This is a genomic window from Rothia nasimurium (genome assembly GCF_035916755.1).
In the GTDB taxonomy this organism is placed as follows: Bacteria; Actinomycetota; Actinomycetes; order Actinomycetales; family Micrococcaceae; genus Rothia.
In genome coordinates this window covers 163561-181378 of sequence record NZ_JAYWIX010000004.1, presented here as the reverse complement: position 1 = coordinate 181378, position 17818 = coordinate 163561, and the positions used below count along the sequence as shown (strand labels likewise).

Below are 17818 nucleotides of genomic sequence, written 5' to 3'. Positions count from 1 at the left end.
GTGGATGCACGCCACGGGCCGAACCAGCGACCGCTACATCCAGGACCGCCGCCAGCGCACCCCCTTCTACGCCGGAACCTTCGCCTCCTACCTGGTTGGCGCTATCCTGCTCAATATCATTTCCACCAGCTCGCAGGTATGCCTGGCTCTCAGCCTCTCCCTTATTTCCCCTGCGGTGGTTGCCGCCTTCGAATCCGGCTCATCCCCGCATACGCGGGGAGCACAGCTATATCAGTGCTCACCCAATACAGCTCAGCGGCTCATCCCCGCATACGCGGGGAGCACGTGAAAACAGTGCTTGTTTTTGGCTGATAAAACGGCTCATCCCCGCATACGCGGGGAGCACGCACCCAATCCCGCTATGACTGGCACCCCCATCGGCTCATCCCCGCATACGCGGGGAGCACCGAAGCGCCCTGGAGACTCTACGCATACCCGCCGGCTCATCCCCGCATACGCGGGGAGCACACGGTGCGCCCTCATACTCGCCAGACTCAAGCTCGGCTCATCCCCGCATACGCGGGGAGCACGCAGTCGGTCACGGATTCATCAACGCCGCCCACGGCTCATCCCCGCATACGCGGGGAGCACTTTTCGTCCAGCAGGGTGAGTAGTCGTCGAGCCGGCTCATCCCCGCATACGCGGGGAGCACGAGCTAGCTGGCATACCGGACAGCGCCTCTAGCGGCTCATCCCCGCATACGCGGGGAGCACTTCTTCATCTCCCTGATGGTGCTGTTCGCAGCCGGCTCATCCCCGCATACGCGGGGAGCACGCGCCGCCCTCGATTTCTACGAACATTGACCCCGGCTCATCCCCGCATACGCGGGGAGCACAGCTTCCTTACCCGGCAGACAGTCAAGCAAATCGGCTCATCCCCGCATACGCGGGGAGCACTCCACACCCAGGACGTCGCCTGAACACTCATAACGGCTCATCCCCGCATACGCGGGGAGCACTACCCCCGCCACTTCCGCTACGTTCACGAATCGCACCTAACCGGCTCATCCCCGCATACGCGGGGAGCACTTCCTCCTTAGTGGGGGTGAACATGGCTTTTACGGCTCATCCCCGCATACGCGGGGAGCACACGCCGCGCATATACAGCATTACCGCTAGATGCGGCTCATCCCCGCATACGCGGGGAGCACCTGACCGGCCACGGGGGTTTCCAGTCGCAGTCCGGCTCATCCCCGCATACGCGGGGAGCACGCATACACACGCGGGGTTAGAGGGAGCTATCTCGGCTCATCCCCGCATACGCGGGGAGCACGATACGCTGGTAAACAGCTCGAACGTCGTTGTTTACGATTCCACCGTTCTTGAGAATCTCGCGCATTTTCGGCTCATCCCCGCATACGCGGGGAGCACGAACCTTGCGGCTCGTTGCCTTGTGATTACAGCGGCTCATCCCCGCATACGCGGGGAGCACGCTGAGAGCAGCGGGGGATTTACCCGAGCCAGAGGCTCATCCCCGCATACGCGGGGAGCACGCAAGCACCCCATATTTCACCATGCCGCCGTCCGGCTCATCCCCGCATACGCGGGGAGCACGCCCTGGTGGCTTGAACCTTGCGGCTCGTTGCCGGCTCATCCCCGCATACGCGGGGAGCACGCCCTGGTGGCTTGAACCTTGCGGCTCGTTGCCGGCTCATCCCCGCATACGCGGGGAGCACTGACAGCCATATTCGGTTCTCCATTTCTGTTACGGCTCATCCCCGCATACGCGGGGAGCACGCCGGTTGGTTTCGGGGTTTGTAGGGGCTTTCCGGCTCATCCCCGCATACGCGGGGAGCACGGCGATGTACTTGGTGATGCGTTCTAGGGCTTCGGCTCATCCCCGCATACGCGGGGAGCACTTAGCTGCACGCTCTGCGATCTCGGCGGCCTTCGGCTCATCCCCGCATACGCGGGGAGCACAGATTCTCTAGAACCTCCGTACTTCATCACTACGGCTCATCCCCGCATACGCGGGGAGCACGGGGATACTCTGGCCAAGATTGCACGCTACTACGGCTCATCCCCGCATACGCGGGGAGCACCTGTTGTCGCACTCGATACCGCACTCAGCGCACGGCTCATCCCCGCATACGCGGGGAGCACGGCTGGGGGATATGGCTGCTGTGGTCACGTCCCGGCTCATCCCCGCATACGCGGGGAGCACACCAAGTACATTGCAGATAACGGGGGCCTGGACGGCTCATCCCCGCATACGCGGGGAGCACCTTCCGGGAGGACTCCGCCGGTATCACCGCCACGGCTCATCCCCGCATACGCGGGGAGCACGATAGTGTAAGCCAAGTAGTTCTCAGCAAATCCGGCTCATCCCCGCATACGCGGGGAGCACGATAGTGTAAGCCAAGTAGTTCTCAGCAAATCCGGCTCATCCCCGCATACGCGGGGAGCACTCGGTGTGGATCTCTGTGGTGGCGTCAGCATCCGGCTCATCCCCGCATACGCGGGGAGCACCGGGAAAAACCTGCAGGTCTTTTTTCCTCTCCCGGCTCATCCCCGCATACGCGGGGAGCACCAGTACGGGGCTAGCTCCTTCCAGACACGTTGCGGCTCATCCCCGCATACGCGGGGAGCACGAGACTTTGCCCAGTACTATCAGAACCTCCTTCGGCTCATCCCCGCATACGCGGGGAGCACGGAAGTGGCTGGGCGACACCTCAGCCGAAAACCGGCTCATCCCCGCATACGCGGGGAGCACCGCTCAGAACAGCTCAAGCTCCTCTTCATCATCGGCTCATCCCCGCATACGCGGGGAGCACGAGCATTTCTTTCGCCCGGTAGACGGAGCGTTCGGCTCATCCCCGCATACGCGGGGAGCACAAGACTACGAACTTTCACGCTATGCCGCGTACCGGCTCATCCCCGCATACGCGGGGAGCACGTCGCTGACTGGGGGCGTGTAGGTCGCTAGCACGGCTCATCCCCGCATACGCGGGGAGCACTCGGCGGTCAGCTTGCGTAGAGGGATGTCGCCCGGCTCATCCCCGCATACGCGGGGAGCACTCAAACCTTGACCGCCACCGACCTGGCGGCGGCGGCTCATCCCCGCATACGCGGGGAGCACGAAGTCACCTACCAAAGGGGCCGCTGGTACGGCGGCTCATCCCCGCATACGCGGGGAGCACTACCGCCGGGGACCGCATCGAAAGCTTCGCATCGGCTCATCCCCGCATACGCGGGGAGCACGTGCGATGAAGCCGCCGTGACCGTATTCGGTGCGGCTCATCCCCGCATACGCGGGGAGCACGCAAAGATTTTCGCATCCTCCACAAAAGCCACCGGCTCATCCCCGCATACGCGGGGAGCACCTGCCCTCAAGTCTGGTCTGCGAACCCATGACCGGCTCATCCCCGCATACGCGGGGAGCACGTGAGGAAGCGAGCCTTACGACAACGCCGGCTCGGCTCATCCCCGCATACGCGGGGAGCACACAGCAGCCGACATGGCGGTGCTGATAAAAGCCGGCTCATCCCCGCATACGCGGGGAGCACGCCTTATCACCACCTCACTGTGCCCTATAGCCCGGCTCATCCCCGCATACGCGGGGAGCACCCGGCATACCAGTGGGTACGATTCCCCAGCGACGGCTCATCCCCGCATACGCGGGGAGCACACGGTCAAAGGCTCACCCGGAAGGACTGGCACCGGCTCATCCCCGCATACGCGGGGAGCACAAGAACCTCGCCGGTATCAGCCCCCGCCTCTACGGCTCATCCCCGCATACGCGGGGAGCACAGTGCGGACGAAGATGTCGGTCATGCTTGCTCCGGCTCATCCCCGCATACGCGGGGAGCACCCCTTGCTAACGGCGCTTCTCAGCCTGCTGGCCGGCTCATCCCCGCATACGCGGGGAGCACTCTAAAGGCAACATCGAAGCCCTCAACGAATCCGGCTCATCCCCGCATACGCGGGGAGCACGTGAACGCCATCCCGGATAGCCACTACAGCGACGGCTCATCCCCGCATACGCGGGGAGCACATCACAGCGTGAATCCGTTGCATCAGCTCACCCGGCTCATCCCCGCATACGCGGGGAGCACGAGGCTAATGCGGTACGGGCAGCGTTGAAGCCCGGCTCATCCCCGCATACGCGGGGAGCACGAGGCTAATGCGGTACGGGCAGCGTTGAAGCCCGGCTCATCCCCGCATACGCGGGGAGCACGAAACAACCCTCGCCCAAATTCGACTCATTGACGGCTCATCCCCGCATACGCGGGGAGCACACCTAGAATAATAATGCAACCCCTTCCGCAAACGGCTCATCCCCGCATACGCGGGGAGCACTAGACGCGGTAGGTTCGGTCATAAAGCCAGTCCGGCTCATCCCCGCATACGCGGGGAGCACAGCCTCTCGGGTCACTCACCGGAGCCCTCCTGCGGCTCATCCCCGCATACGCGGGGAGCACGTTTTTGCCGTTGCCGGTGTTGGGGTTTATGCCGGCTCATCCCCGCATACGCGGGGAGCACGCACACCTAACCATCTACGAAACCACCATCGACGGCTCATCCCCGCATACGCGGGGAGCACCCGGTGAACCTCTCTCCCCCGCCCTCGATGGTCGGCTCATCCCCGCATACGCGGGGAGCACGCAATGTGTGTACTGGAAGTTCTATACTCCACCGGCTCATCCCCGCATACGCGGGGAGCACGCGCCGCCCTCGATTTCTACGAACATTGACCCCGGCTCATCCCCGCATACGCGGGGAGCACGGGTGCCCAGCAGACTTGAGATTCAGCAGGGTCGGCTCATCCCCGCATACGCGGGGAGCACACGGAAATGGTCAGGGCTGATAACACTCACGGCGGCTCATCCCCGCATACGCGGGGAGCACGTGAGCACGCTGAGAACTCCCATTCTGATGCGCCGGCTCATCCCCGCATACGCGGGGAGCACATCATCAACGAGTCCGGCTTGTACGCCTCTATCGGCTCATCCCCGCATACGCGGGGAGCACGCCTGTCAACGTCGCCGCTTAGGCAGGTAAGCCGGCTCATCCCCGCATACGCGGGGAGCACATGCGCTGGCCTACCGAGATACGGTTAGCGTCCGGCTCATCCCCGCATACGCGGGGAGCACGCCCTCGCTAAGCTATGAGGGGGCTATGGTGCCGGCTCATCCCCGCATACGCGGGGAGCACTCCTTTCCGCTAGAATCAGATCAGCGTCACTCCGGCTCATCCCCGCATACGCGGGGAGCACTTCCCCGCTCTCCAATGTCCAAAGTCAAATTGCGGCTCATCCCCGCATACGCGGGGAGCACTACCCAGTGCTCCGGTAGGCCGTCTAGCTCGTCGGCTCATCCCCGCATACGCGGGGAGCACCCCGCCGGGTACCGCCCCACCGAAAACGTCCACGGCTCATCCCCGCATACGCGGGGAGCACGCTTCTTGACAAGGGGTTTTACCTGAGCCAAGGGTAATACTCGTTCAGTTTGAGTGAGTTTTGTCGAGAAGCTAATCGCTCACATCTTACTGCGCCATGAGGGATTTCTCGAACGTAGCTGAGCGCGTGCCTTACTCCAGCCTGGTTTGCGCTGTGGTGTACTGCGTGAACCAGGTAGCGGTCTCATCATAAGTGTCAGGCCTTCAATATCCACAGGTTCCCAGTCGTGCTTATGTACTTTGAAGCGCAGTCGCTGTTCGCTGTCGGAGGAGTAAACGAGAATTGCTCTACCGCTGCTGGCGTAGGAGCAGGTCCTTTCCCAGAGCGCGTCTCGCACTTTGGCAGAAACATTGCCCACAAATGTTCCGGGGCTGATTTCAAGTAGCCAACGGGTGAGGTCTCCGCGTAACCCTTCGGGGCAAGCAGATAATACTAGAACAATCACTCGGTATCACCTGCATAGTTAATGCCTGCGTTCACAGTTCCCTTACCAGGACCAGCCCAGAGTGAGAGTTCGTCAATCTGCTCCCATTCCGTATCAATATCTGGCACTAGTAGTCGTGAAACATCACGGGCGCACCTCGCCAGCAGCTTGTGTGTTACTACCGCGTCCCGAACCGCCCGGCGCACATCCGATGTAAGGTTGTCACTCCCTGCTGCAACCACATTAAAAGCGGCAGGAATGGTGATTTCAGCCTTATACAGGTCAGCAATATCGTAGATAAAAGATTTCTCTTTCCCTGTATGGACAAAACCCAAACCGGGTGCACAGCCCAGGGCAACGATGACTGAATGCACCACGCCGTAGAGTGCCGCATTGGCGGCGCTCAGAGCCTGATTAATAGGATTGCTATCTTCAAAGATATTGATGTCGTAGTCGCGACGTCCCCATGTAACACCGGTACGTTCGGCATGTTCCCGGTAGATACGGCGGACACGTGCGCCCTCCCTGCCGCGTAGTTGCTGCATAGTGAGGGTTGAGACGTCTTCACCGGGAAACCGGTATGCGTACATTTTGCGTGCAATATCAAGGCGAGCACGTGAGTTAGATACCAGCTCAGCCTGGGCTTGTAGCATGCGGGAGCTTCGCGCCAATGAACTACCGTGGGCGTAAAAACGTACACCGTTCTCGCCGCACCAGACTACGCTGGCACCGCAGTCACCCAACAATGTCATAGCGGCATTGGTGACGCGGGTGCCCGGCCCCAGCAGTAGGCAACCCAGGGTCGCTGCAGGTATATGGAGCACGCCCTTATCTGAGGTAGCTGTTACCGCGTTAGCGTCCCGGTGCACCGCGCACCGTTCTAGATAGACAAAAGATAGCCTGTCACTTACGCGCGCTAACTCGGTTCTAGTGGGTGGCGGTGTACCGGGAATGCTCATACTGCTACCCTCCTCAGGGTCATCAGGCCACATCCGTATGCCTTGCCTCTACCGATACCGTCCACGAGCGTTTGCTTGAGTAGGGCAGCGTCGGTTACTTCAAGGATGCCGTCAAACTGTGCCTTGCGCAGGGTTATCTGGGCGTTGCTTCCGCCCCGGTTGGGGTCTTTGCGGTTGAATCGTAGGTCTTCCCGGTGAGTGACGTCCACAAGTAGACCGCCCAGCGCCTCATTGCTTTCCTTGATGGCAAAGCCCAGCTTATCGACGCGGTCGGTCAGCCACGCTACCTGCTGTTCAGGGGTGACGTGGGGCAGCGCTTTGCCGCGAGTACCGGGTGGGGTTGATTGGCGTTTAACCGGGTTGGCCTGGAGTCTGAAACCCCATTCTTGCCCGGTCATGATGCGGTCTAAGAACCCGTCGTAGCTGATGGAGTTCCAGGTTTGTGATACCCAGCCTGCCTGCTCCGCGATGTGGGTCAAATCAGGTTCGATGGGACTGACCAGGTAGAGGGTGTATCTCAGCCCGTCGTGGTCCAAGCGCCAGAGAACACGCTGCCCAGTGTTATCCAGCGATCCTGGTGGAAAGGCCTGTAACACCGCGCGGTGCATAAGCTGTCGGTTACCCAGTAGTTTCCGGCCCTCACGTTTCTGAGGGTTAATCAGAATTGAGCTAAACCATGTCATTGACTACGCACCGCCTCAAAGAATGGATCGAATGACTCTGTGCCGTCCTCGTTATCGAGAACCACGGGGGATGCTTCAAAGACCGTCCGCCAGGAATACTGGCGGTTTTCTTGGCTGAAGCTGAGGGGGCTATCTCGCAGCAGATCACCGTCTTCCCCTGTTCGTGCGTCCCGAACGATAGGCAGGTAGACGGTCTTCTCTCGCCGTTTTCTGTACCAAGTACTTGCCTGCCAAGGTAACTCGCGTAGGGCTTCCTCGACATCAAGATCTGTTAGGTTCATGAAGATGTCGTGATTAGCTGGGCAGTTGCGACGCCCCAGGTAGAGCGGGAAAACTGGTGACTTCACGGCTTTGGCAAGGGATTCAATCAGTTCATCTGACCCCGATACTGCTACCAGAAAAATCGCGTCCGACAGGTAGTAGCGTGTAGAGAGGTTAACTGTTTTTGCTCCCGGTTCACGGGCTGCCTGGTAGTCACGTTCTAGGTTGCCGGGTTGATCGATACGCACTGCGAACTCTAGACCAGCTAAGTCTGAGATATTGTCGGTGCGGTATCGCCCCTGAGCCGCTGCCAGCAGACCCAGTACGCCTGACTTGGTGGGGGCGGTGTGGGTTGAGCGGGTGTGGTAGCGGCTGTCTGATCCCCAGGATTGTAAAGGCCCTCTCAGTTTAAGAACCAGTGTTTTCATGGGGTTTACTGTGCCTCCGCTGCGGTGAGGACGTCGGTGAGTTCGTCGAGTAGTTGCGGCAGGCTGGTGACGGTACCCAGTTTTTCGAGTTCTCCTACCAGTTGGGGTAGGGCAACAATCCAGGACGCTTCGGGCTGGTAACCGTACATGGAGTCAACCGCCTGAGCCTCAGCTGCTAGTTTCTTAGCTGCTTGCAGGCGGTAGCCGCCGTCCTCATTGGTTGCGGGAACTTCGAAGGCGTTCACCAGGTTGACGGGGCGGTCCTTGCGAATGTTGACGAGAATTGCCTCAGGTAGAGTGCGGTTAGCGAAGGTGTTCTGCTTACCGGTGGGCATTGAAACCAGAAAGGCTTCTACGAAGGCGCGGGCGGCCTTGACGGCGGTTTCTCGATCATCTAGGTTTGCTGCCAACGCGTCCAGGTTGAGGGTGGCATAGCGGTAGAGGGTAGAGGACATCATTTCAACAGTGCCCAGCATGCCCGCACCGGTTTCCTCGGCGTCTTTCACCACGTCATCTACTGCGGTGAAGAAGTCGAACTCGGGCTCAGCGCCCGCTACACCCAGGGCGTGAGCTACCTGGGCTGAAGCATCCACATTAAATGAGGCGTCATTTGCAACCATGCGGCCGAAGAGAGCGATGTCTACGGAGTGCTTATCATCCAGGAGCTTCTTCGCATCGCTCTTAGCGATTTTCTTACCATCAGCGTCAAGAATTGCCTGGGCAGCGGCGCTAATCTGGTGGTTGCTGAGGAAGAGTAAGTAACCTGTTTCTACCTCAGGTTCGATCTCTGCATCCTTTTTCTTTTTAGGACGTTCCACCTTAATACCTGCGGTCTTGAGCAGGGTTTCCGCTTCTGCCAGCGCACGGGTCTTATCCCAGGAAACATCCAGCTGTAAAACTCGATCAGCAATTTTCTGCACAACCCGTTTGGTGCGTACGCCCATCTGATCGGGGGTCAGCACCTCAGCGAGGTTGTGGCGCATGACGTGCTTCCACGCCTGGGAAGATACACGCTGGCGGGGTACACCGCCGAAGGTCGCGGTCTTGGGTGAGCCGGTATCATCGCGGTTGATGTTGCTGGGGGGCAGGGTCTGCAGGGCGTGGATATCAATAAAGAGGGACATAGTATTTTTCCTTATCTAGAGGGTTATACGGAAGGTTCGGAAGAAGAGGCTGTTTTCCAGATGGCTGAGGCGTAATCCCTGCCCCAGCGCAGAATGACGCCCTGGCACTTAGCGGGTCGGGCTAGGTTCCAGAGGTCGCTGCCCAGCTGGGCGTAGTCTAGGGGAATCTCATGGGCGTGCAGCAGGTTGACGAGTGAACGCAGGTGGTAGTGGGTTGCTGCCTGAGTGCGTGCCAGCATGAGAGTATCGAGCCTGCTTTTTACCGACTTGCTGTTGGAGGCTACGGTTAGTTCGGCAACCGCAGTTCCCAGCGACCTGTTGGGTTGGTGCATAGGACGTGAGAGCGAACGCTGGTGCAGGGCGTAGAGCGTAAATGCGGTGAAAGCGGCAGTTTCTGCCTCATTGGCGGTGTCTCCTCTTCCTTCGTAAGCGAAATGAGGCAGAAGACCCAGGGCATATGACCACGCCATCGGGTCTTTTTCTGGCGACTTGCCTGCTGCCTTACGCAGAGCGGCAAGGGTAGCCCGGTTTCCTTTCTCATAGTCCCCGTACAGGGTGTAAATAGCCTGGGCTAGGGAGCTATAGAAAGAGGTTTTGGCAGTGGACGCGGCACCCGGTTGAGTTGCGTCTGATGCGGTGGTTTCCACAGTCTTCCTTTCTATGCTTGGGTTTCGACATCGGGTATGCGTTCTAGGGTTTTCTTGAGAGAAATCTCGAGTCTGCCTAGGGCAGTTGAGGTGCTGAGCAAGCGGGGCTTTTCAGATTTGGGATCAAGCCTGCCAATCAGAGCTTTGTTACCTGCGCCATCTGCCAGAACCTTTGCTTCTTTCTTGATGAGCTCTTCAACAGTGTCAGACCACTGATTCAGAAGATAATCTGCATTAGCCTCGGGGGTTACGGTGAGCAGCCACGCCTTGTAACTGTTTTCTAGCTTGTTCAGTACACGTCCAGTAGCTGTAGCACGCGCTGTTTGCCGGTGGGTAGCTTCTTTCCCAAATTCGTTGTTGTTACCCGCTGCTTCTGCTAAGAACCCAACAAACTGCCCCAAGTGGACAGACGCTTGAACCGCTCTGCGGGCAGCAAGCACGATAGTTCTTTGGGGGAGTGTATCCCGCGCGATAAGCGTACGGAGCTTGAAGGGAATGAGCTCATGGATTGAGTTAGCAATAACAGCTGAATTATTGCCGTAGATAATACCTACTAACTCCACCTGAACTTCCTGCTCTGCTTCTAGGACCTCACTACCCTGTAAATCTTGCAAAAACTTTAGGGTGACCGGCTGCTTGTCCGATTCACCTCCCTGAGGGATGTCCTGTAGCTGTTCGCCCGCTAATAGTGCTTCAACACCCCGCCAGAGGGTGCGTTCTTCCTGATGCGATTTGGCGAAGAACACCGGATTGCCTTTTTTGGATTGCGCTGTACTGTAGCGGTAGCCAGTCATAGGATCAGCGAACTGGTTCCTGAACTCAATCCTGTCGCCATTGGTCACCAGAACCCCAGTTACTGAGTCCTGCTCTCTAAAGAGTCGAACGCGACGGATCTGCCAGGTCAGCACGTCACAGGGACCTTCGGGGAACTCGCTAGAACGCGGTGCTGAGGTGTCAGGTTTACGTTCCCACACGGGGCGGTCTATATCCCACAGCGTGTTATCTAGAACGGTGGTTGCTGGGGTATTGAGCATGAGTGTTTGCCCCAGATGCGCGCCGTGGATAACTACACCGCCGGTCCAGCCCGTCCAGCCGATACCAATGGGATAGCCTTTACCATCCTTGACACGGGGGTCCCCCAGCGCACCGGGTTTGATACCTGAATAATCCCAAGCGTGGATTGCTACGAGCCAGCGCGCTGCTTCAGCCGGTGTCACTGCCTCCCTGCCTGCACCTGCCCGCATGGTGAAGTAGTCCAGCTCAGCTTCTGGAATCAGACGCTGAATAGAAGAATGTTCCCCTTTCTTCGTTGCCAAATCTGCTACCTGCATGAAGGGTACTTGATCATCGAAAAGATTAAAGCGGTGGCGGTAGCTCTCAAGATAATCTGCCACAGGGGAAGCAAGATGAGCTGTCTCGCCTTCGTAAAGGTCTGCCCACCAGCCCATGAGGTCATCAGCTGAATCTCGCAGTTCATCGGTAGTGGCTTGCGCTCTCCAGAATATTGCCAACAAAAGGCGGAAGACAGCGTAATCCTGCTGGGGTGAATCCCCTGCCAGCCGGCGAACCTGGTCCAGCTGGTCAAAAACCTCAAGTAGGGAAAGGGTCTTGATCTCTCCATTCAGCATAGAACACCGAATCCACCCCCTATCAAGCAGGTTAAAAGCCTCCTGGGTTGTTGTGGAACTCATTCGCCGTCCTTTCTCTGGTAGGGAATATCAATCAGTTGCAGGCCAAGCTCCTGGCTGTAGCGCAGCCTGAAATCGGCTAGTTCTGTCTCATAGTTGTCATCAAGCTTTAGTTGGAGTAGCCCCCTCAGCAGGTGGGACTTTTGCCAGGCAATATCCGTTGTGCCTTCAAGAACATCGAGTACCTGGTCAACTATCCAGGGGCGAGACATCTGATAGGGCAACCGCACCGTTGCCTGGGCAAGTAAATAAGATAAATCCTCGTCAGGAACGGAACCATTGGCCAGAACCGGCGGCTCATCATCCATCAGCCAGGGCAGTGGACGGTAGTAGCCCTGCCCCACTTCTTGAACCAGAACCACCTCAATAGTTGGTTCGGTATCGCGTACCTGGGCGGCGCCCTGTTCATCGGTGAGGTCACCTGTTTGTGTTGCCCACACATTGGCGAAGGGGCGCACAGACGTACTTAGTTCTGCTCTGAACGTTGCCGACTTGCCGCGTGCATGGTTTTTGGCATTCTCAAGCTGCTTCACCGCTTCCTCGTATGTGGTATTCCAAGCAGGCAGGACGCTGGGAGTCGAGTAAACCGCGCGTACCATACGCGGAATATCCCTGGGAATATCTAGCACCGTGCCCTCTGAGGTGTGCAGAGCCAGCTCCTTACAGGTGGGTAGGAGCAGAGCGGGTTGGTAGACCGTGTCCACGCCACGAGCAAAGACCGGGGCAGTAAACTCGGTAGGAGGCTCTTCCATGCCCCGCACGTACACCACTGGTTCCTGCGCCCACTCTGGCCTATCTCCGGTGGGTCTGCGGTGCCGGTGTAGACGCCCCAAACGCTGCAAAACCAAGTCAATGGGTGCAATATCCGTGATCATACAGTCAAAATCAAGATCCAGAGACTGCTCAACCACCTGCGTTGCCACCACAATCCGGCGTTCCGGGCGGCCCTGCCCTAGGGAAGCGTCCGGACCCAGTTCACCCGCTAGGTAGGACTCACGCTCCACCCTCTCAAGTGCCGTGAAACGTGAGTGGAGTAGATAGGCCTCCTCACCCACCGCGTCCTTAGCTAACCGGTAGGCAGCCTGGGCGCGATCCACAGTATTGCAGATAACTAGCAGACAACCGCCGCCATCCCGCACTCTACCCATCACAGCATCTAGCGACTGTGGATCGTCAGCCATAGGTAATACCGAATAGCTGGTGCGGCGGGCGCTGGGGGCAACCTCATACACATCAATACTTTCGTTGCCCACCGCCGTAATAACTGGATAGGCATCCCCGACATCCGGCACTTCCACGGCCTCGTGGGTCCGACCCACTAGACCCCTACGGTAGGCAAGGGCAAGATCATTCTTCATGCTCTGTGGCAGAGTAGCTGACAGCAGCACTACCGGCACCCCGTAACTGCCTAACCAGGTTAGCGCCGCCGCCATGTAGTGCCCCATATAGGTATCGTAGGAATGAACCTCATCAATTACTACGACTTTGCCTGCCAAACCCAGATGCCGCAACATCAGGTGCTTGCTCTGGAGCGCCATCATCAGCACCTGGTCAACCGTGGCAACCACCAGGCTTGAGAGGATACCCTGCTTGCGCCCGCGGAACCACTGGTGGGCAATCACCTGAACATGGTTTGTGGTGTGGTTGCTTTCGTCAGCAAGATTGAAACGAGCAAAACGGTCAAGCTCGCTGTAGGACGCGTTGAGTTGGTTCTTCGAATGACCCAAGTACATAGATACCACGGGTGACTTGTGGGACTGCTCCGCCCATCTGCGAATGCGGTTGAAAAGAGCATCGGTAGTTGCCATGGTGGGGGCACCGAAGAAAATACCGTTACATCCATTGATCTCAGCCAGACGCTCTGCTGCCACGAGTGCTGCCTCGGTTTTACCCTCACCCATGGGGGCCTCAATAATCAGCATTTTGGGTGGTTTTTCTGTGTTGAGGACATCCAACACGGCTTCCTGTACAGGCCGTGGGGAGTCTGCCGCATTCCACAAAAACTTGGCGGCATAAATTTCAGCCGGTGAGCGCCCTGCAAAATGCTCAGGTGACCACTGAGCCGGTAAGCGCAATTTCGCGATACCCGCCTCGAAACGCTTGTGCTGCTGTTCTGGGGTGTAGCTACCCAACGGAAAATAGTAGGCGTTAGAAGCAATCCAGTCAGCCATAATCACCAAACCCGTGAACAGCATCTTGGTACTGTCCTTGAACTTAGCGCGATTCTGAAGCAGCTTCTCGATAACAGTTTCAGCCTCTGTCAATTCAAGAATCTTATCCAGCAGCTCGGTGTGTACCGCAAACCAGGGCGTGCCCATATGGTCACTCTCGAAGGCCATTTGTTGTACAAAGGTCTTACCTGATGGCAGACCGTGGTGGGCATCCAGTGCCTCACAGAGACCGGTGAGTTTGCGGCGGCTGGACCTGCCAAATTTAGCACTCAGGTAATCAAGGGTGATGTAGTAGCTTGCTGCTGAGTGGGGCAGCCACATATCTTTCGGAACCGACGAAGGAAGCGGTAAATCTGCCGAACGGATCTTATCGAGTAGAAAGCTGTAACGTTCGGAGTGGTTAAGCTGGGTTGCGAAGGAGTGACTTGCCTTGCCTACATCGTGAGCGCCACAGAGGAAAGCTGCCAGCTGCTGGGCTTCGTCACCCGTGAGGTTGAGTTCTTTGCTGATGAAGCGACGGTGATTGGCTGACAGGTAGTTCTCCCAAAGATAGGCACCCACCTGGGCTGAATCGAGCATGTGCTGAGGCAGGTTGAGCCACGCGGTGCTGTCCTCTTCAGTGCGGTCAGTCTTTGCCCAGAGACTAGCCGCCTGGGTGCTCCAATCCGGGAAGGTGCCCGCAAAAAGTGGCTTCATTGAGACCTCCATGTCTACTCACATCTAGTGTATAGCCTGTCGTGATGTAAGCTACTCTAATGTGGCTTCAGAAATTAATCAAGTAATATCTATAAATAGACTTTGTGGGGTAAGAAAGCTCCCCGTCCGTCTGGGCGGGGAGCTTGCCCCAATGCTTTGAGGATTATGCTGAGTATGTATAGCTATTAGGGCTCATCCACCCTTGCTCGGGTGGAACATGTCATGGAAGCCCTCTCCATTCCATCAGTTTTGCGGGCGCAGGACAATTCAGAGGCCCCGCAGGGGGCTCTAAGTGTGTAAATATCATGTGTAAAAATGTAACTAACAGTGTAAAAATGTAACTAACAGTGTAAAAATGTAACTATGAAATGGACTCTTCAACGTCTACAGAAGACACTGGATAAGCTCACTGCCTACGGAGCAGAGCTCCCCAACATTGAGGTTAAGAAAGCCCTTGATGGCCACCCTGAGAACATCGCACAGACTCTCTGCGCCTTCTCTAATATGCCTGACGGGGGCACTCTCATCTGCGGTATTGATGAGGCGCAGAGCTTCGCACCTGTCGGCGTCTACAATATCAATGAGCTTGAAAAGTCCATGAGCGCAACCTTGCGCAACCACCTCAAACCCGCAGGTAACGCTGATTTTACGCGTCTAAACCTGGGTGGGCACGAAATCCTCATTGCTGAGGTAGCCCCACTGCCCATCACCGAGCGCCCCTGCTACTACAAGAAAAAAGCCTATATGCGCTCCTCTGATGGTGACTATGCCATGGATGACTATGAGATCACGCGCATCCTAGCCTCCCGTGAACGTGGCAATGATGATATGACACCGGTCGCAGGCAGTACCGTAAACGATCTTGACTCCGTTTACCAGCAACAGTTCGTGCAGGACGCTCGGCGCACCTCCCAGCGCCTGAGTAGCTTAGATGACACCACCGTCCTTAAAAGAAAGAGTGTGCTTGCTCCGCAGGGAGAGCAGCTTACTGTGGCGGGCCTTTACGCGCTGGGCGACTATCCACAGCAGTTCTTCCCCTCGCTCAAAGTTTCGGGTGTGGTTACCGGCGCGGTTGCGCGTAACCTCGATAAGTTGGAAGCAGATGGCCCCCTGCCTGACCTACTAGAACAGTCTCTTGCTTGGCTTAGCCGCAACCTGCGCGCCGCAGTTGTTGATGACGGTAGGGGCGGTCTCAAAAATGAGACGGAAATTCCCGGTATTGTCTTACGCGAGCTGGTGGCGAACGCATTGGTGCATCGCGCGCTTGACGCCGATACCGCTCATGTCAAGGATATCGTCATCAGAATCCTGCCTGACCGCGTTGTAATGACCAATCCTGGTGGCCTGTGGGCAATCACTACTGACCGGTTGGCCGAGCCGGGGCATAAAACCGCCGTGAACCCTGCCCTCTACGAAATCTGTAAGCTGTTGCAAACGTCCTCAGGTTCCCGTGTCATTGAGGGTGAGGGTAACGGAATTTATGAGGCGCAACGGGCTATGGAACGTGCTGGTTTGCTACCCATTGAATTTGTGGATAGGGGCTTCCAATTCACTGCTATCATTCGGCGTGCTCCGCTGGCTATGAATGCAGGATCGGTGCTGCCACAGGTTCTTGACGGACCCACCCACGAGATTATTTACAACCACCTTTTGCGTTCAGGATTGCACACCGTTCAAGAAATTATGGAAGCCACCGGGCTGAGTCGTCGTCAGGTGGACTACAACCTCAACAAACTACGCAAGCAGGGCAAGGTTACCTCAGAGCCGGTAGGGGGGCGTAAGAGCCGAGCTTATCGGGTGGTTTAGTTCTGCCAAAGGCTACTTTCTTAGATGTTGCTTAAAAACGGTATTTGAGCGACATCTGCCGGTGCGGACGCGCTTGTTTGGCTATCTTCTGTCGTGTGGTTCACCTGCCGTTTAGGCGCACGGGGGCACAATGGGTGCATGATCTATTTTGCTCACCGCGGGGCGTCCGGAACCCGCCCTGAAAACACCCTCGCTGCCTTCACCGCCGCTGCTGACTCCGGCGCGACCTGGGTCGAAACCGACGTTGACGTTGCCGCCTGCGGCACGCCTGTCCTGCTGCACGACACCGACCTCGACCGCACCACCAACCTCACCGGCCCCCTCTACAGCTACACCGCCAAGCAGCTTTCCGAGGCGGACGCTGGCGCCTGGTTTTCACCCGACACGGCAGGGGAGGCTGTGCCCACCCTGGCCCAGCTGATTGACCTGGCCAATGAGCGCGGGCTCAACCTCAACATCGAACTGAAATCCAACGAGCAGGGGGCAGAGCGTTCCCGTCTGCTGATTGACCGGGTTATCGAAGAGCTAGCCCGCCTGCAGCCGGGGCGGGAGGTGATCGTCTCCTCCTTCAACCACTTGCTCCTGGCCGAGTTTAAACGCCGTGCCCCGCAGTATGCGGTGGGAGCCCTCTTCGTCACCGAGATGTTCCAGCCCGACTGGCGCTCCGTTCTAGAGCTCATCAACGCTAGCGCCGCCCACCTGGAAGACCGGGGCCTGACCCGCGCGACCGTCCGGGCCCTGCGCGAAGCCGGGTACGAGGTCAACGTCTGGACGGTCAACAGCCCCGCCCGCGCCAACGAGCTCAAAAACTGGGGCGCCACCGGCGTCTTTACCGACTACCCCGAGCAGCTGCTGCACCTAGAGAAGTAAATTATCTATACCCCCTTGATTTTCCAATCAAGGGGGTATAGATTTTAAAAATGACCAAGGAGCAAAAATACCGGGATGTTATTAAGGTTCTTAGGTCTCTAGGCTGGCAGAAACTCAGAGTTAAAGGTTCTCATGAGATTTGGCAAGGCCCAGGTGGGGAGCGTTTCGTTGTTCCCCGGCGCCGTTCCGTTTCATCGGGAGTGATGCAAAAGCTTATTAAAATACTGCCGCCTGAGGCTCATGACTGGAGGTAGAAAAATGCAAGAAATTAAAGCAACAGCCCGTAAGGACGGACGCTGGTGGCTGGTTGATATCCCTAGCCTGGACAGTGCGGGGCAGGCTGCCAAACTTGATGATGTTGAACGCGCTGCCCAGGAAGTGATTGAGCTGGTGACTGAGCAGAAGCCCGGTAGCTACAGGTTGCTCATTGACTACATCATGCCCGCAGATATTAGGGTTGTCTGGGAAGGCTCAAAAGAGCGCGACCGTAGAGCTCGTGAGGAGCAAGCTATTGCGGCTCGGCTGGCTCGGCAGACTGTGCAGGGTCTTCTTGAGCGCGGGTATAACCAAAAAGAAACGGCGAGGCTGCTCGGTCTATCGAACCAGAGAGTCAACCAGTTAATCCATAGCTAGAGAAAGCGTGCAGTAAATTCCACCGGGGTGC

At 57.7% G+C, this 17818-nt stretch carries 12 protein-coding genes and 1 CRISPR repeat array; of the genes, 4 read left to right on the top strand and 8 right to left on the bottom strand.

The genetic code is table 11. From position 1 onward, the window contains the following. Positions 1-195: 195 nt before the first annotated feature. Positions 196-5397: a CRISPR direct-repeat array (repeat unit 29 nt; unit sequence CGGCTCATCCCCGCATACGCGGGGAGCAC). A gap of 79 nt (positions 5398-5476) precedes the next feature. From cas2e to cas3, 8 genes are read right to left on the bottom strand one after another with little or no spacing between them, the layout of a single operon-like run. Continuing rightward, positions 5477-5842 carry a type I-E CRISPR-associated endoribonuclease Cas2e gene (cas2e, locus tag VSX42_RS05830; RefSeq protein WP_326503392.1) on the bottom strand — a complete coding sequence of 122 codons (366 nt, stop codon included), beginning with the start codon at positions 5840-5842 and terminating at the stop codon, positions 5477-5479. Continuing rightward, positions 5839-6780, bottom strand: a complete 942-nt coding sequence (gene cas1e, locus VSX42_RS05825) for a type I-E CRISPR-associated endonuclease Cas1e (RefSeq protein WP_326503391.1) — start codon at positions 6778-6780, stop codon at positions 5839-5841. Before cas1e ends, cas2e begins: the two co-directional genes overlap by 4 nt. Next, positions 6777-7463 carry a type I-E CRISPR-associated protein Cas6/Cse3/CasE gene (gene cas6e / locus VSX42_RS05820; RefSeq protein ID WP_326503390.1) on the bottom strand — a complete coding sequence of 229 codons (687 nt, stop codon included), beginning with the start codon at positions 7461-7463 and terminating at the stop codon, positions 6777-6779. Before cas6e ends, cas1e begins: the two co-directional genes overlap by 4 nt. After that, complete coding sequence (gene cas5e / locus VSX42_RS05815; RefSeq protein ID WP_326503389.1) at positions 7460-8152, bottom strand: type I-E CRISPR-associated protein Cas5/CasD; 693 nt, start codon at positions 8150-8152, stop codon at positions 7460-7462. Before cas5e ends, cas6e begins: the two co-directional genes overlap by 4 nt. 5 nt (positions 8153-8157) lie before the next feature. Next, positions 8158-9276 carry a type I-E CRISPR-associated protein Cas7/Cse4/CasC gene (cas7e, locus tag VSX42_RS05810; protein ID WP_326503388.1) on the bottom strand — a complete coding sequence of 373 codons (1119 nt, stop codon included), beginning with the start codon at positions 9274-9276 and terminating at the stop codon, positions 8158-8160. Between the two features lie 23 nt (positions 9277-9299). Next, the gene (casB, locus tag VSX42_RS05805; protein WP_326503387.1) at positions 9300-9923 is read right to left on the bottom strand and encodes a type I-E CRISPR-associated protein Cse2/CasB; all 624 of its coding nucleotides are present in this window, start codon (positions 9921-9923) and stop codon (positions 9300-9302) included. A gap of 11 nt (positions 9924-9934) precedes the next feature. Further along, a complete protein-coding gene (gene casA / locus VSX42_RS05800; protein ID WP_326503386.1) occupies positions 9935-11614 on the bottom strand; it encodes a type I-E CRISPR-associated protein Cse1/CasA in 1680 nt (559 codons plus the stop codon). Then, entirely contained in the window at positions 11611-14490 is a 2880-nt protein-coding gene (gene cas3 / locus VSX42_RS05795; RefSeq protein WP_326503385.1) for a CRISPR-associated helicase Cas3', read from the bottom strand. The genes casA and cas3 overlap by 4 nt, the downstream gene beginning before the upstream one ends. 351 nt (positions 14491-14841) lie before the next feature. Here cas3 and VSX42_RS05790 point away from each other — a divergent pair, with 351 nt between their 5' ends. From VSX42_RS05790 to VSX42_RS05775, 4 genes are all read left to right on the top strand, one after another. Beyond that, positions 14842-16284, top strand: a complete 1443-nt coding sequence (locus VSX42_RS05790) for an RNA-binding domain-containing protein (protein ID WP_326503384.1) — start codon at positions 14842-14844, stop codon at positions 16282-16284. A gap of 138 nt (positions 16285-16422) precedes the next feature. Beyond that, a complete protein-coding gene (locus tag VSX42_RS05785) occupies positions 16423-17154 on the top strand; it encodes a glycerophosphodiester phosphodiesterase family protein (protein ID WP_326503383.1) in 732 nt (243 codons plus the stop codon). Positions 17155-17204: 50 nt separating this feature from the next. Further along, positions 17205-17408, top strand: a complete 204-nt coding sequence (locus tag VSX42_RS05780; protein WP_326503382.1) for a type II toxin-antitoxin system HicA family toxin — start codon at positions 17205-17207, stop codon at positions 17406-17408. 4 nt (positions 17409-17412) lie between these two features. Beyond that, complete coding sequence (locus tag VSX42_RS05775) at positions 17413-17787, top strand: hypothetical protein (RefSeq protein WP_326503381.1); 375 nt, start codon at positions 17413-17415, stop codon at positions 17785-17787. Positions 17788-17818: the final 31 nt, after the last annotated feature.